Genomic DNA, 14,850 nt, shown 5'->3' with positions numbered 1-14,850 from the left:
TGCATCGGATTCTATTGTGTCATTCCCATGTTCGGGGGAGAAGAGGTGAGGAAAAATGATTGAATTACTATCGGAAAGCCACGGATGTCTGGTTGGGTTTCAGTTCATCGGTGAGATTACGAGTGAAGATTATTATGAAGTCTTCATGCCGCCATTGCGCCGGGCAATAGAGGAATATGGCGTGATACGTCTGTTTGTTGATATCTCCGATCTGCAGAGTGAGGGTATCGGGGCAATGGACGATGACGTGAGGGAGGACTCACGGGTGCTGTATATCGAGCGTCAGGCCATCGTTGGTGACGAGGAATGGGAGAGAAAACTAAACTATGTGGACCATTTCTTCCTCTTCCCGAACAGTGATCTCCGGTTCTTCCGGAAGAACTGTGAGCAGGATGCATGGGACTGGATACGCGAAGGCATGCCGCAGACAAGAAGGATGCATGCGTCGCTCCAGTAATATCGTTCTTCCGGTGAATCGGAGCGCCATTTGGATGAGGCACGACCATTCCCCGCCTTTTGCAGGTGAAGAATGAAAATAGGATACCCGTGCATTAACCAGTCGCTCTCCTGCCGGAGCAGCCGGACGTTTCGTCTCCGCTCCTATTCCGATGAGCGCCTGCTCTCGACACTGGCGGGGAACCTTGCGTGCCTCGGAGAAATTCTCCGGTATAATGCCGGCCACGGGATTCTCTTCTTCCGTCTCACCTCAGACCTCGTCCCCTTCGCCTCCCACCCGGTATGCACGGCCGACTGGCAGGAGACCTTCCGGGAAGAGTTCTCTGCCATCGGGGCATATATTCGGGAGCATGCGATGCGGATATCGATGCACCCGGACCAGTTCATCCTGCTCAATGCAAAAGACCCGGATATTCTCGGGCGAAGCATTGCCGAACTTGCCTATCACGCAGAGGTGCTGGACCTGCTCGGGCTTGATACGACCGCGAAGATTCAGCTCCATGTCGGCGGGGTCTACGGCGACCGCGAGGCGGGCATTGCCCGGTTTATTGACCGGTATCTCAACCTTGATGAACCGGTCCTCCGCCGCCTTGTGATAGAAAACGACGACCGGCGGTATACGGCCCGCGACTGTCTTCATGTTCATGCAGAGACAGGCGTACCGGTCATCTTTGACACCCTGCATCACCGGGTGAACGCCTCGTATGAGGAAGCGGCGGGAGAGATTTATCCGGACGTTGCCGCGACATGGGGGTCCCGTGACGGCCTCCCGATGGTCGATTACAGCACGCAGGACCCGGACGGTCGGCCGGGGCGGCATGCGGCAACGATCGATATTCCTGATTTTCTGGGGTTCACCGGGGCAATCCGGCCCTTTGACGTCGATATCATGCTTGAGATCAAGGATAAGGAGATAAGCGCCCTTCGTGCCCTTGCGGCACTGGAGGGGGATGGACGTCTCGTGAGAAATCCGTAACCGATCGTTTTCCGCCGGGACTACATCAGGAAGATATTGGCATTTTTGCCTTCGATTCCGTATTTGAAATCATATCGCGGGATATGACTTCTTCTGAACACATAAATTGCATGAATAAAAAATTGGGCGGCATCCGGTTGCATTATTGTGATAATTTAAGCTTAAAATTACAATCCTGGTTCAATTTGGTCCCATAATGTATATGGGCTATGAGGTGTATCTAGGATTGCCTCTGGAGAAAATCAGGGAAGTGAGAGCGGGACGGAAAGGAATCATTCCACAGGTATTTATTATGGAGGATTACTTTTATCCCCATTTTTCGAACAACAATATCACAATAAATGCCTAAATAGAGGGAAATTGTCTCACATAGTCATTCATAATTAGGCAATTTCAGATGGCTATCGCTCTAAAGACTCTGTTTTTCAATCGTTCTCAACTGATAGAGATTGTATGAAAATGCAGAAAACATATTCTTCACCCTTACTCTGCCCAATTCTGTCACTCTCACAGTTCCAGAAGTAAATACTGATTTTATGACAGCAAATGGTCTTTCTCCTTTTGTCCTTTTTCGACTGATTCTCTCATTTCGGAGTTTGTCCCGTATACCAATGGGATGGCCTCTGGCCCCCCTCTTCATGGTTGCATCGTATCCTTTGCATTTTGCTCCCTGATACCCTCTATCGCGATACACTACTTCACCTTCTTCAGACAAGTCTATCTGGCTGTCGTGAACGGATGCAGTTGTTGTGCATACCCTTCGGATCAAATCATATTCTCTGTCAATGATGGCATGCAATTTGAATCCAAAATGAGATGTCCCTCCTTTTTTTGTCCAGGTTCCATCTTTACTTCTCCTGGTCTTTGCCTCCTCTCCCCGAGGAGTATCAGAAGATGCATGCCCGGGATCCGAATGGATGAAGGTTGCATCCTGAATCATCCCTTTCTTTATTGTGAGACCTTTTGCATCCAGCTGACGCTGAAGTTCGTTCCAGATATCTTTGTCTTTTCCGGATAAAGAGAGCCTTTCACGAAAAGCCCAGATCGTTGAACGATCAGGGATTTTATCCGGAAATCCCAGAAACTGACGAAAGGATATTCGGTCATTCGCTTGTCGTTCAAGTTCTGGATCCGACAAACCATGCCATTGTTGCAGAATAAGCATCTTTAACATCAGAATTTCGTCAAGATTAGGGCGACCACCCTTTTCGGTGTTATTCGAATAGAGACCTGTAAGGAAGGGGCGGAACGCTTCCCAGTCGATCAATTTCTCAACTTCTCCTAGCTTATCACCCAATTCAGCAATACGCTCGTATTCATACCTAATTGCAAAATTAGTGAAATTACTCATCAATTAGTGATCGAAAGAGGTGTATAAAGTACTTCTGGTTGGGTGGGGTTTTTAGAAATTCTCTATGATTCGTTTCCGTCGGTGTGGTATTGGTATGTCCTTCTTCAGGGCGTCAATGTGTGGTGGTGCCCGGGTAACATCCCCGGTGCACGGAGGTAAAAAATGAAGAAGATTTATGCAGGGCTGATTGCATGCACCATTCTGCTTGCGATGACAGGTGTTGCGTCAGCGGTGTGCTGTGAGTGGGATAGCTGCAAGGTCAATGGAGGGGGGATGGTATATGATGATGCCGTCGGGAATATAACCGTCACTTTCCATGCGATGGAAAAGGATGGTGAGGTAAAGGGTGAAGTCCACATCGTTTATCACGAGTCGATGGAAAAACTGAAGCTGGATGTTGAATCCTTCGTTTGTGGCCTCGGCGAGAATAACGGTGCTCCCGGTTTCTATGCACAACTCTCCGGGTCTGATGCAGATGGCGACTGGTCCCTTACTGTTGCCGATTATGGCGAAGGTTCAAACGCTGAGCCGGATACCTTGTCATTCACCGGGTATGATGGTAATTTCGGCATGTATTATACCGGATTCAACTCAATCGGGGTGGGACACAGTTTTGACGGAAACGTCCAGGTGAAATGTAAACTGGTCGTCTGAGAAACATCAATTCATCTCTCTCTCTTTTTTGGCTCACCCGTTTATCATTTTTGCCACCCGTACTCCTCTGCATCGCAATTCCAGATTTCTTCTTTTCCGGATGACTGCCTCCTGCGGATGGATTGATGGCTATCGGTGGGATTTGTCGGGTGATGTGAATCCCATTTTCTGCGCCTCCGTGAACCTGAGGTCTTATTTCAGGCTCAGGCACCGTTGCCTCTCACTTCTCCAGCCATGCACTGAATTCCGCAAGCGGCCGCGTATTGATCACATCCCCCTTTTCCAGCCACCCCCTCCGGGCCACCGCAATGCCCAGTTCAAGGTACCGGAGATGGTCCATATGGTGGGCATCGGTCCCGATTCCCATCATCACGCCGGAGGCATGTGCCCTCCGGCAGTTGACATCCGAGAGGTCGAGCCGGGTGGGGAATGCGTTTATTTCCATCAGGACATGTGCTGCGGCCGCCGCTTCAAAGACCGTGTCCATATCAAACCGGTATGGGTCCCGTTTCATGATGAGGCGGCCGGTGGGGTGGCCGATCATGTCCAGATGGTCATGGTGGATGGCGGTGAGCAGCCGTTCGGTCATCTCCGCTTCCGGCTGCCGGAATGAGGAGTGGATGCTGCCGATCACGAAGTCGAGGTCGCGGAGGACCTTCTTTCTGACATCCAGACTTCCGTCGCGGTCGATGTTTGCCTCGATGCCGTGCAGCACGGTGATGCCGTCGGGCTCCCGGTTCAGGTCGGCAATCTCTTTGCCCTGTTTGAAAATGGCGTCTGCGGAAATGCCGTGGGCAACGGGCAGACCCTCCGAGTGGTCGCATATGGCGATATATTCGCATCCCCGTTCCCGTGCGGCCTCTGCCATCTCCCGGATGGTATGAGCGCCGTCGCTCCACCGGGTATGCACATGCAGGTCGCCTTTCACCTCCCCGTACCCAATGAGACGGGGAAGCCTCTCTTCCGCCGCCGCCTCGATTTCGCCGCTGTTCTCCCGGAGTTCGGGAGGGATGAAGGCAAGGCCCAGGGCGTCATAAATATCCTCCTCCCGTTCACGGGCGATGACCTCAGCTCCATCCCGTGTCGTAAGGCCGTATTCGTTCAGTTTCCATCCACGGTCGATGGCACGCTGGCGCAGGCGGATGTTATGTGCCTTTGAACCGGTGAAGTACTGGAGGGCGGCGCCGAACTGGCCCTGCCGTATCACCCGCAGGTCGACATGCAGGTTCTCTGCCAGCACAATCGTGGATCGTTTCGGCCCCTGCATCAGCACCCGCCGTCGTTCGGGGAGTGAGCAGAAGAATGCCGAGACCGTGTCCGGGTCGTCGGTGGAGACCAGAATATCCACATCCCCGATGGTCTCCTTCCGGCGGCGGATGGACCCCGCCAGACACGCCTCCATGACTGCCGGATGGCTTTGGAGTTTCTTCCCGATTGCCTCTGCATCATGCAGGATGTATCCAAGGAGAAAGCGGGTGTGCCGCTCCTTCCAGACCCGGATACTCTCCGCGATCTTTTTTTCCGACTGCTCCCCGAACCCCCGGATGGTGCGCACCTGTTTTCCGTTCACCGCAGCCTCGAGGTCTTCGATGCCGGTGATGCCCCGTTCGGTATACAGGAGGTGAGCCTTTTTCGGGCCAATCCCTTCAATTTCCATCAGATCGCGGAGACCCGGCGGCACCTCTTCACGCAGCTGGTCGAGATAGGGGAGGGTGCCCTCTTCCATGATGGTCGTGATCTTCGCTGCGATGGCAGACCCCACGCCGGGAATCGTTTCAAGTTCGCCGCGGTCATAGATGTCGGTGATCTCCTCATCAAGGGATTCGATGGCACGGGCCGCCCTGAGGTAGGCACGCGGTTTGAATGCGACTCCCCTGAGCGTGAGGATATCTGCAATCTCCGTGAGCATCGCGGCAATATCTGTATTCGTCACCTGCTGTCTCATCATTCCTGCCATCCGTGTTCCACCGGCTCTCCGGCATCCGGTTTCATCCTCCATAGTGAGAGGATACCAGCATTACTGCATATGAACATATTAAGGGCATCGCAGTAAGGGCATCTCAGGGGGGCCGGATTGTTCTTCAACATGCCGGGACATCTGCATATGCAGGGTGTATGAGGATGAAATGCCGTATTCCGAAAAAAAGGGGCATGAGGGCCCTGAAACCGAATGTTCATTGGTTTCTGCGTGGCGATGCCGGATTCAGGCAATAAGGCGGGCAGTATTCGTATTCTGCCGGTTCATCTGCATTGCATTGCAACGGTTTTAATACAGGAATGACCAAAGACGCTCCTTGATCATGGAGCAGGAGTCTGACTCCGCTGCCCGCATCCTGAAGACACTCCGGTTCCGGCCGAGAGGTATGACGATCTCAGAGATAGCCAAACAGACCCATATAACCCGAAATTCTGTCTCAAAACATCTCGAAGTGCTGCGGATGGGTGGGCAGGTCGATATGCGTAGTGTTGGAAACGCGAAGGTCTACTCGGTTGCACAGCGTGTCCCTATGTCTGCATTTCTCTGCTTCACCAAAAACCTGATCGTGGTTCTGGACAGTAATGGCACGGTAGTGCAGATCAATGACCATCTGCTCCGGCTCGCCGGGGTTAAGAAAGACGAAATTATCGGGGAGAATATCCGGGATGTTCCGATACCCATGCTTTCAACGGCGGAGATGATTGCGTTCATTGAGGGTGTGGAGCGGGAACAGTTCATCACCGACGTCTGTCATACGCACAATAATGAGGATTTCTTCTACCAGATGCAGGTGATTCCCACGGTGTTCGAGGACGGCGAAAGGGGCCGCACCATTGTTCTGGAGGACATTACCGAAAAAAAACGGTATGTGGAAAACATGGAGTTTCTCGCCAAAACGGCGATGGAGTTTGTGGACCTTCCGGATAGGACGGATATCTATCAGCGTATTGCCGAACTGCTCCTCGAATTCATCCCGGAGGGGCGGGTATTTGTCCAGTCCTATGATGAAATCAGGCGCCATTTTGCTGTTCGTGCGGTGATGGGGCAGGATTTCCGGGATGCACTCACCTCACATATCGGGCGTGATCCGGTGGGGATGGTCTTTCCCCTCGATGAGGTGTTCTTATCCCCGCTTCTTGCAAATCCTGATGAAATAAAGAGAGGAATCCGTGAGATCCGTCTCGCCGCAAAGGCCGGGGAAGACAGGTTGTCTTTCTATGATTTTACCTTCCGTCAGATTCCGGAGACTGTCTGTGAAGAGATTCTGCACAGGCAGAATATCGGGAAGGTGTACCTGGCGTTTTTCGCATGGAATGAACAGCTCCTAGGAGATGTCGGTGTGTTCATGTCGAAGGAGAATTCTCTCACGGATACCCGTGTCCTTGAATCCTTCATCCGGCAGGCATCGATTGTCATCAGCAGGCGGATGACCGAAGAACGGCTCCGGCGGAGCAACCACAGGTTCAGGGAAGTGGTTGAAATATCTCCGTTCGCGGCTGCGATTATCGACCCTGAGGGGTGCTATACCTACATCAACCATAGCTTCACGGATCTGTTTGGGTATACGTTAGCCGATATACCGACCGGAAGGGACTGGTTCGAAAAGGCCTTTCCGGATGAAGAGTTGCGTGCCCGGGCGATTGCAACCTGGAAGTCGGATTTGAATACGGCCGGGAAAAACCAGGCACGTCCCCGCACCTTTCCGGTGCGGTGCAAAAACGGTGAGACACGAGCCATCCTGTTTCGGCCGGTGACTCTCTGCGACAATACCCAGTTCATCATCTATGAGGATGTTACCGAATTACGGCAGGCGCACCGCGTCCTGCTCTCGGGCATCAGTGAGCTGATGGATGTAAAAGAAGAGCTGAAAGTCAGGGGGCAGGTACTTGACGCATTGCCATGCGCCGTTGGCATCGCGGATGTAAACGGGAATCTGAAATATGTGAATCCTGCGTTTCTGTCCCTGTGGGGCTACGATTCCGTGGAAGAAGTTGCCGGCAAACACGCATCTGAATTTCTGAAAGGGAGTGCGGTTGCGAAGAATGGAATTCCTGTTCTGGATAAGAGACAACAATGGTCCGGTCCACTTTCCGGGATACGGAAAGACCAGTCCACATTCACCGGGCAGGTCACGGTCACTGCCATCACGGATACAAATGGTCAGGTGATTGGGCTGGTCGGGTCCTTTAAGGGAAGCGATTCGCTCCAATAGGCGAGGTGTCTGTGTCAATGGGAGGAGATGATCCTGTAGGACCATGCAGGACCAGCCGCGATCAACGGTGCCTGAGTGCAGCCTGCAATATTCCGATATAAGAATGTATGCGGAGCAGAATCCGGATGCCTTTCTGCGGGCGTTACTGCTCCGTAAATTACTATCTATATGTGTTGCTGTATAGCTGCATGTAGCGGAGTGGTGGCAGAGATGGCTGAAGAGGTAGAGGAAGAAAACAGGCATACTCTCACGCAGCTGATGGATCGGTTGCAGAAAGAGGATATACACGGGAGTCTTGGGGCAATAGACGCCCTCGGAAGGATTGGGGTGCCTGCCGTTGCACCCCTGGTTGAATTGCTCACAACCGGGAACCAGAATGTACGCTGGAGGTCGGCAATGGCACTGGCACGGGTAGGGACATTCTCAGTTGAACCACTTATTGAGGTTGCATCCACCCGTGATGTCTCCGTCAGAAACCCGGCAATCTGGGCACTTGCCGAGATCGGGAGCCCCAAGGCGGTTGAACCATTAGTCAGGATCATGCAGAATGAGGAGTCGGAATGCTGCCGCATCCTGACCGCAGCGGCGCTTCTGAAGATCAATGATCCTGCCGGTGTTGAAGCGGTGAACCGGGAGTATGAACGTTCCGGAGAGGAATTCCGCGGAAGGGTGGATGAAGCCTTCAGCGGGTCCTGAATTCATTATTAGTTCTCTTTTTGACCTGTTTATCCATTCATCGGGCCTTGATTTGTCCCGTTTCAGTCGATGCTCATGTATTCCTTCCGTGATGAGGATTCCTGCCGGATGCATACTGCCGGCAGATCACGCACAGGTTTACAATTCACGCACAGGTTTACAATAGACCTATGTACTTGTACAGAGGCATACGTGCTGTTTCCTGCCGTTCGTTCCGGAAGGGGCGAAAAAGCGGCAGTCCGTGATGCGGGTGTCACCCCCCCCTCCCCTCCCGGCAAGAACGCAGACAACGGATTTGCCAGTCCATTTTGGCAAATCCAAAAAATGCATTTGGGGTGTTTTTTTAAAATCGGATGGATATTTGACTTCCAATTTATTCGTAGTCAAAGGTTTGTTTATGCTGTTGGTCTGACAATGTGATAGTATATGGCAACAAAGACCGACCGTAATACAGGCATACCAATCCTGATGGGAACGGTGCTTGTGCTGGGAATCTGTCTGTTTAGTGCAGGGTGCCTCTCCGCATCCCCTGATACGGGTGGTGACGCCCTGAACGGAACCGATACCAAACCAGACCGTGCACCGCTTCTGAACGGAACCGAATGGCAGCTGAAATCGTATGACAACGGAACCGCAGGGCTGGTCTCTGTCACCGAGGGTTCACCGGTCACGCTGATATTCGATGAAGATGGCGGTATCGCAGGCTCTGCAGGTATTAACAACTACTTCGCATCCTACGAAACCGATGGAGAAACCCTCTCGTTCGGACTCATCGGGAGCACCCTGATGGCAGGGTCAGGCCCCCTGATGATACAGGAGAGCACGTTCCTGAACCTGCTCGGTGAAACTGCATCATTCAGTATGGGTGGAGATGAACTGAAACTCTCAGATGCAGACGGAACCGTCCTGCTCGTCTTTGAGAAGGCACAGCCCCCTGCCCCTGAACCCCTGACCGGAACCACATGGATGCTGACCTCATACACTACCGGCAATGACTCGGTTTCTTCGGTCATCGCCGGAACGGAGATCAGCCTGATTGTTGATGAAGACGGGGGAGTATCCGGGTCTGCCGGGTGCAACAGCTACTTTGCATCCTATGAAACCGATGGCACTGCACTCTCGTTCGGACCGGTTGGTGCAACAAAGATGTTCTGCGATGAGCCGGAGGGAACGATGGTGCAGGAGACGACCTACCTGAACCTTCTGGAAGCAGCGGCAGGCTATGGGATTGAGGGGGATATCCTGACCGTGCAGGACGCATCAGAGAAGACCATCCTGACGTTCACCGCAGCAGAGTAGGAATACCAAAATACACACCCCTTTCACCTCACTCTTTTTGTTTAGCTTAGATGCGTGAAATCGGAAGTTTCTCCGGTCTCACAAATGAAAAAACGATTCATATCCTGCTCATCGTCCCGGCAGTCTGAACAACCGGGGCAAAAATAAACCCGTCCGGAAAACCTGCGGCACTGAAAAAGGGTATGAAAACAATTATCCCGATTCTATGCCAAATAACCGGATAATGCGGAATCTTCCGGATGATGTGGGGAGAGTCAATCTCGCGATACTTGTGCTGATTGTCGTGCTGGTCATGTTCTCTGCTATAATGATTGGATTTTTTAGTTTCACCGCATCGGAGAGTGCGCAATCGGTTTACATCTACGAACTGAAATTCTCCACATCGGAGCCTATTGAAGATGTAGTTCTCCTCATTCCTGTTCCTTCCTATTATAATCCGGCCTCCGGACAGAATGAGACCGTTATCAATATGTCCCGTGTCAGTTTCGATAATGGTGACCGTGCCGGCAGTATATCCGCTCAAATTGAGCAGGTGAACGGCATCCCAATGCTGAATCTATCGGCTGACCGGATAGACCCCATATACAAAAACCGTATCGAACCGATTGCGATTATGCCGGGGCAAAACGAGTCCGACCTTCCCCGGCCAACCATCATCTATTCCAACCACTATTCAGAAGAGACGCCGGTCCTTGTGGCAATGGAGCTTCACATGTATGATAATGATGCCGGGCACACGATTAATACCCGGATGCCGTTTGGAACGGAGCCCCTGTTCATGCCCTACCGGATTCTGGAAAATGTCAGCAGTCCCGAAGGGGTCGTCTATGAAGACTATTATCTGAGCGGCGGGACGTCCGGTGCTCTTGTTGAGGTGCCGTTTATTCTCTCATACACCTGTGATGATGAGAATGTCCTTTCCATCTCCTCTGAATTTCAGGGGATAAACCAGTGGTGGATAGGCGGCTGGCAGTCAAATTCATACCGGGAGAGAGTTGCCCATGAGTTTACGGGGGAGGCTCGCGGAACATATTGGGTGAAAGGGCTTCTGACAACCGGTGAGGGAGTATACTGATCCTTTACGGTCTATTCCGGATGAACACGGAAACGTCCTGACGGAGACGTCGACCTATGGAATGCTTTCTGACATGCAACCGTGTGCGTGCACATATCCCGGAACCGGACACGAATAGTATTTTTGCATACACTGTCGTCATTTTCATTGAATTCCTCTTGTAAAAATATATTCCGGGTCCCGATAACGGCCAGATGAGTGCCGGAAAGCGGCTCATCATCCCCGTGGGAAACCTTATGGGGTGGGTCTCTCTAAGGTGGCTGAAAACGCCTGAAATGACAGAATGCCTGTGAATATTGTCCCTATTCTCCCCGGCTAAATTGAATGCATAGTGGTGCGATGCAGAAATCCACCTGCTGTTTTTCCGCACTGGTACGTAAAAATGTACAATTATTAATATGGTTTCGCAATGATTTACTAAATAGCATAAATTGGTCACAATATCTGGTTTGTGATATTCTGAGACGTTCCGAAAATAAAATATCCCTGCTCTGTGTCGACGATGAAGCCGTATTGCGTACTGGAATGAAGCAATGTCCGGAACAAAGCGTGGATTTCATCATACACACCATCTCTTCTGCAGAAGACGCCCTTCCCGCCATTCGGGACGGGAAATACGATGCGGTTGTATCTGGTTATCAGTTGCCGGGGATGGACGGCCTTGAATTCCTGAAGATACTCCGTGGTGAAGGAAATTCCATCCCTTTTATTCTCTTCACCGGGAGAGGCGGGGAAAATGTTGTGATTGAGGCGCTGAATGCCGGTGCTGATTACTACCTTCAGAAAGGCGGGGAGCCAAATGTCCGGTTTGCTGAACTTCAGAACTGTGTCAGGCGGCTGGTCGAAAAAAACCGGGCCGAAAAGCACCGTGCCGAAATGCGCCATCCTGAGCGTGAAGAGCGGATGTCGGCTGTCATCGATTACCTGCCTGAAGCGACGTTTGCAATAGATACAGAAGGCAGGGTGATTGCATGGAACCGTGCAATAGAGCAGATGACGGGCATTTCTGCATCTGAAATGCTGGGGAAGGGAAACTATGAATATGCCCTCCCGTTTTACGGCAAACGCTGTCCGATCCTGATAGATCTTGCTCTCAACAGAGGTTTGCAGACTGACGTTTCCTATACTGGAGTGAACGGTGAAAACGGGGGCACATTCTGTGGTGAGAGATTCATTCCCCATCTGCGCAGCGGTGAGGGGGCATACCTGTGGTTTAGCGCCTCCCCCCTCTATGGTAATGATGGCAGTATTATCGGAGCCGTTGAATCCATCCGGGATGTGACTGGTTACAAACAGGCAGAAGGAATCTACCGGACGGCATTTGAATATGCCGGGGCGGGAGTGGCGATTATTGAAGAGGACGGCACCGTATCAAAGGTCAATGCCAAAACAGAAGAGATATGGGGCTATTCCAGAGCTGAGTGTGAAAGTAAGATGGTATGGCCTGAGTTGGTTCTGGAAGCAGACCGGGAAAATCTCCTGAAATATCAGAATCTCAGGCAAAGGGATAGGGATACAGCACCCGGTATTTTCACATGCAGACTGATTCATAAAAATGGTGAGATCAGGAATCTTGGCCTGACGGTTTCAGTCATTCCCGGCACAAAAAAGAGTCTCATCTCCTTCATTGACATTTCCAGACAGAAGGAAGCAGAGAATAATCTGAAGTTTACCCAGTTTACCGCTGACCATGCCCCCGATGGTATACTGTGGGCGGATACCGAGGGCAGATTCTTTTCGGTCAACCAGAGTGCTGTCGATATGTTTGGTTATCCAAAGGAAGAACTGCTCACCATGCACATTTCGGATTTTGCTCCGGATTACCCGTACGAACGCTTTAAGGAGTTCTGGGAGATTGCAAAAAAGAAGGGTTCCCTGACTTTTGAGGCCACAGTTGTAAAAAAGGATGGATCCAGCGTCACTATTGAACTGAATATCGTTTTTCTGAATTTTGGAGGTCAGGATTATGAGTGCGGTTTTGCGAGAGATGTCACCGAACGGAAAAATGCAGAAAATGCGCTGAAGACCCTGAACAAAAAACTTCACCTCCTGTCCTCCATCACCCGGCATGATATCGGCAACCAGATCTGTGTTCTCCTTGGGTACGGAGAGATGCTGGAAGAGGAAATTGACAACGAAATAGCTGAGGAGTATCTCAGAGAGATTGTGAGGGCTACAGAATTAATTGAGCGTCAGGTTGCCTTTACCCGTGAATATCAGGAGCTTGGAGTACACAGCCCGACCTGGCAGTCTGTTGAAGATTTGGTTCGTTTGGCAGCATCAAATGTGTCCGCTATCGGGGCAAAGGTCAGGATTGAGACCGGGCCACTGGAAATTATTGCCGACGATATGCTTGAAAAGGTCTTTTACAATCTTATTCAAAACGCCGTGAGGCATGGTGGTAATGTGACTGACATTCATGTTTCTTTCCATGAAACAGACGGGAACGGGGTTTTGACCGTTGAAGACAATGGCATCGGTATAGCAGATGATATGAAAGAGAAGATATTCGAACGTGGTGTTGGTTTAAACACAGGTTTCGGGCTGTTTTTAACCCGGGAAATTCTTGATATCACCGGCATTTCAATCTCTGAAACCGGTACCGAAGGCAAAGGAGCACGGTTTGAAATTGTGGTTCCAAAGTATGAATTCCGGTTCAATGACGAAAACCGGGTCCACGAATAATTACGTGCGAAGTGATGGTTAGATGCCACCATCGCAGGAATTATTTTCGGGATGAAAAAACAGCCGGTGTATCAATACAACAATTCACTGTTCCGGGGTTCTTCTGAAAAAGGTAGAAAAGGAAACGGAAAATCCTTTTTTGGTGCAATATCTGATTACGATGATTCCTGGCATAATTATCGCAGGCACCCACAGCAGATGCGGCAAGATCACGATATTCCGGGGCACTGATATCTGCTCTTGTGAAACGGGGGCTCACCGTTCAGCCGTTCAAGGTTGAACCTGACTTTATCAACCCACCCACCACACTGCCATCTGCAAACGGCGTTCACGAAACCCTGAACTGTATATGATGGGGGAGGACGGGGTATTGAAGACTGGCAGGATAAAATGTACATTCAAAATGAACCTGCAGGATTATACTCATGCATATTTTTCTGAACCATTTGCATCAGAACCGATGGAGATCATACGGGCAGTAAAAAGGCAGTCCTGGTCTGAATTATCCCTGCTATCAATTTCTGAAAATGAAATGCTGTGATGATCTCCACCACTTCCAAACGTTCTGAACGTTGAATTGGCCGATAACAGTTGAATTCTCCTTAGAACGCCTGTTTGGGCGGCGGCTCTTTTTGCGCACAATAGATTTATCCCTGTTTTCAGGGTAGTGTATAATGTAAAATTATGACTGATTTCCTCATCCGGAAATGCACACTCATGGATCTTCTGCTGTTCATTTTCGGACTTCTTGTCCTTTTTGCGGCCGGAATTGACGCTATTTGGTTTTTCTTTATTATATGCGGTTTTATCCTCACCAAGGCGTATATCAGAAGCACGGTGACTGTTGAGAAATGCGTATCTCCCGTTCAAATCGGCAGAGAGCCGGAGGATGCTGAAAGTACCTGGGATGACGACGATAATCTGGGAATAGGGTTGTATGATTAGTCTATGTTTTTTTCGATTGCTGGCAGGTTTGGCGTGATGTGATTTGCCTCTTTCTTTTAAACAAATCCCTGCCCTAAAATAAATTCATATTGTATTATATGAAATATTGAATTATTAAACTAATTGTGTGGTGTGTCTATGTGTTGGTTTGTGTTTCGAATATATTCTATGGAATATTATTTTTGGTATTTCCTCTTATTCTTCTTCATATCCGGTTCATCGGGCAGGCACACTTTTTGATATGCTCACCGGTGAAAGCGAAAATGCAATTGTTGTCTTTCGTCCTGATACTTTTTTTATTCCCGTTCACCAGGTATCCATGCTATTGAACATGAGAGAATGGGTTTTTTGTCATTATCTTTATAATAATTCTGTAAAACAAGCATCTAATACGAATAAATTGTAGAAATAAAAATTTATTTTAACTGATTTGTTATTGTTTGGGCCACATTGCAGGCAGGTTTCTCTTTTCGTCCTGACAAATCAGGGCTTGAAGAAAAATGTATTTAATACATACATTAAC

11 protein-coding genes are annotated in these 14,850 nt (G+C 50.2%); 8 read left to right on the top strand and 3 right to left on the bottom strand.

From position 1 onward, the window contains the following. Nucleotides 1-55: 55 nt before the first annotated feature. Nucleotides 56-457 (top strand): STAS/SEC14 domain-containing protein, encoded by a 402-nt coding sequence (locus tag L1S32_RS05975; RefSeq protein WP_278156993.1) that lies wholly within the window; start codon nt 56-58, stop codon nt 455-457. 72 nt (nt 458-529) lie between these two features. Continuing rightward, nucleotides 530-1,432, top strand: a complete 903-nt coding sequence (uvsE, locus tag L1S32_RS05970; protein ID WP_278156991.1) for a UV DNA damage repair endonuclease UvsE — start codon at nt 530-532, stop codon at nt 1,430-1,432. A 409-nt stretch (nt 1,433-1,841) separates the two neighbouring features. Here the strand turns inward: uvsE and L1S32_RS05965 are convergent, their stop codons facing one another. Beyond that, nucleotides 1,842-2,783, bottom strand: coding sequence for an IS5 family transposase (locus tag L1S32_RS05965; RefSeq protein ID WP_278156677.1), 942 nt, complete (start codon nt 2,781-2,783; stop codon nt 1,842-1,844). Nucleotides 2,784-2,945: 162 nt separating this feature from the next. Between L1S32_RS05965 and L1S32_RS05960 the strand changes: the two genes are divergently transcribed. Continuing rightward, entirely contained in the window at nt 2,946-3,437 is a 492-nt protein-coding gene (locus L1S32_RS05960; protein WP_278156989.1) for a hypothetical protein, read from the top strand. Between the two features lie 220 nt (nt 3,438-3,657). On the opposite strand, the gene polX is transcribed toward L1S32_RS05960, so the two are convergent. After that, nucleotides 3,658-5,436 (bottom strand): DNA polymerase/3'-5' exonuclease PolX, encoded by a 1,779-nt coding sequence (gene polX / locus L1S32_RS05955; RefSeq protein ID WP_278156987.1) that lies wholly within the window; start codon nt 5,434-5,436, stop codon nt 3,658-3,660. A 301-nt stretch (nt 5,437-5,737) separates the two neighbouring features. Between polX and L1S32_RS05950 the strand changes: the two genes are divergently transcribed. From L1S32_RS05950 to L1S32_RS05930, 5 genes are all read left to right on the top strand, one after another. Beyond that, the gene (locus L1S32_RS05950) at nt 5,738-7,627 is read left to right on the top strand and encodes a PAS domain S-box protein (RefSeq protein ID WP_278156985.1); all 1,890 of its coding nucleotides are present in this window, start codon (nt 5,738-5,740) and stop codon (nt 7,625-7,627) included. A 210-nt stretch (nt 7,628-7,837) separates the two neighbouring features. Beyond that, entirely contained in the window at nt 7,838-8,323 is a 486-nt protein-coding gene (locus L1S32_RS05945) for a HEAT repeat domain-containing protein (RefSeq protein ID WP_278156982.1), read from the top strand. Between the two features lie 426 nt (nt 8,324-8,749). Then, entirely contained in the window at nt 8,750-9,622 is an 873-nt protein-coding gene (locus L1S32_RS05940) for an META domain-containing protein (protein ID WP_278156980.1), read from the top strand. Nucleotides 9,623-9,845: 223 nt separating this feature from the next. Continuing rightward, nucleotides 9,846-10,697 carry a hypothetical protein gene (locus L1S32_RS05935; RefSeq protein WP_278156978.1) on the top strand — a complete coding sequence of 284 codons (852 nt, stop codon included), beginning with the start codon at nt 9,846-9,848 and terminating at the stop codon, nt 10,695-10,697. A 324-nt stretch (nt 10,698-11,021) separates the two neighbouring features. Then, nucleotides 11,022-13,382 carry a PAS domain S-box protein gene (locus L1S32_RS05930; RefSeq protein WP_347403373.1) on the top strand — a complete coding sequence of 787 codons (2,361 nt, stop codon included), beginning with the start codon at nt 11,022-11,024 and terminating at the stop codon, nt 13,380-13,382. Nucleotides 13,383-13,805: 423 nt separating this feature from the next. Here the strand turns inward: L1S32_RS05930 and L1S32_RS05920 are convergent, their stop codons facing one another. Then, nucleotides 13,806-14,252 carry a hypothetical protein gene (locus tag L1S32_RS05920; protein WP_278157131.1) on the bottom strand — a complete coding sequence of 149 codons (447 nt, stop codon included), beginning with the start codon at nt 14,250-14,252 and terminating at the stop codon, nt 13,806-13,808. Nucleotides 14,253-14,850 lie beyond the last annotated feature (598 nt).

Source organism: Methanogenium sp. S4BF (assembly GCF_029633965.1).
GTDB lineage: Archaea > Halobacteriota > Methanomicrobia > Methanomicrobiales > Methanomicrobiaceae > Methanogenium.
The sequence above is the reverse complement of the archived record's forward strand: the minus strand, read 5'-3'. Positions and strand labels throughout refer to the sequence as shown.

Coding starts and splice junctions, on each gene's coding strand:
- L1S32_RS05975 (WP_278156993.1), top strand. CDS start 56: ATGATTGAATTACTATCGGAAAGCCACGGATGTCTGGTTGGGTTTCAG.
- uvsE (WP_278156991.1), top strand. CDS start 530: ATGAAAATAGGATACCCGTGCATTAACCAGTCGCTCTCCTGCCGGAGC.
- L1S32_RS05965 (WP_278156677.1), bottom strand. CDS start 2,783: ATGAGTAATTTCACTAATTTTGCAATTAGGTATGAATACGAGCGTATT.
- L1S32_RS05960 (WP_278156989.1), top strand. CDS start 2,946: ATGAAGAAGATTTATGCAGGGCTGATTGCATGCACCATTCTGCTTGCG.
- polX (WP_278156987.1), bottom strand. CDS start 5,436: ATGGAGGATGAAACCGGATGCCGGAGAGCCGGTGGAACACGGATGGCA.
- L1S32_RS05950 (WP_278156985.1), top strand. CDS start 5,738: ATGGAGCAGGAGTCTGACTCCGCTGCCCGCATCCTGAAGACACTCCGG.
- L1S32_RS05945 (WP_278156982.1), top strand. CDS start 7,838: ATGGCTGAAGAGGTAGAGGAAGAAAACAGGCATACTCTCACGCAGCTG.
- L1S32_RS05940 (WP_278156980.1), top strand. CDS start 8,750: ATGGCAACAAAGACCGACCGTAATACAGGCATACCAATCCTGATGGGA.
- L1S32_RS05935 (WP_278156978.1), top strand. CDS start 9,846: ATGCGGAATCTTCCGGATGATGTGGGGAGAGTCAATCTCGCGATACTT.
- L1S32_RS05930 (WP_347403373.1), top strand. CDS start 11,022: ATGCATAGTGGTGCGATGCAGAAATCCACCTGCTGTTTTTCCGCACTG.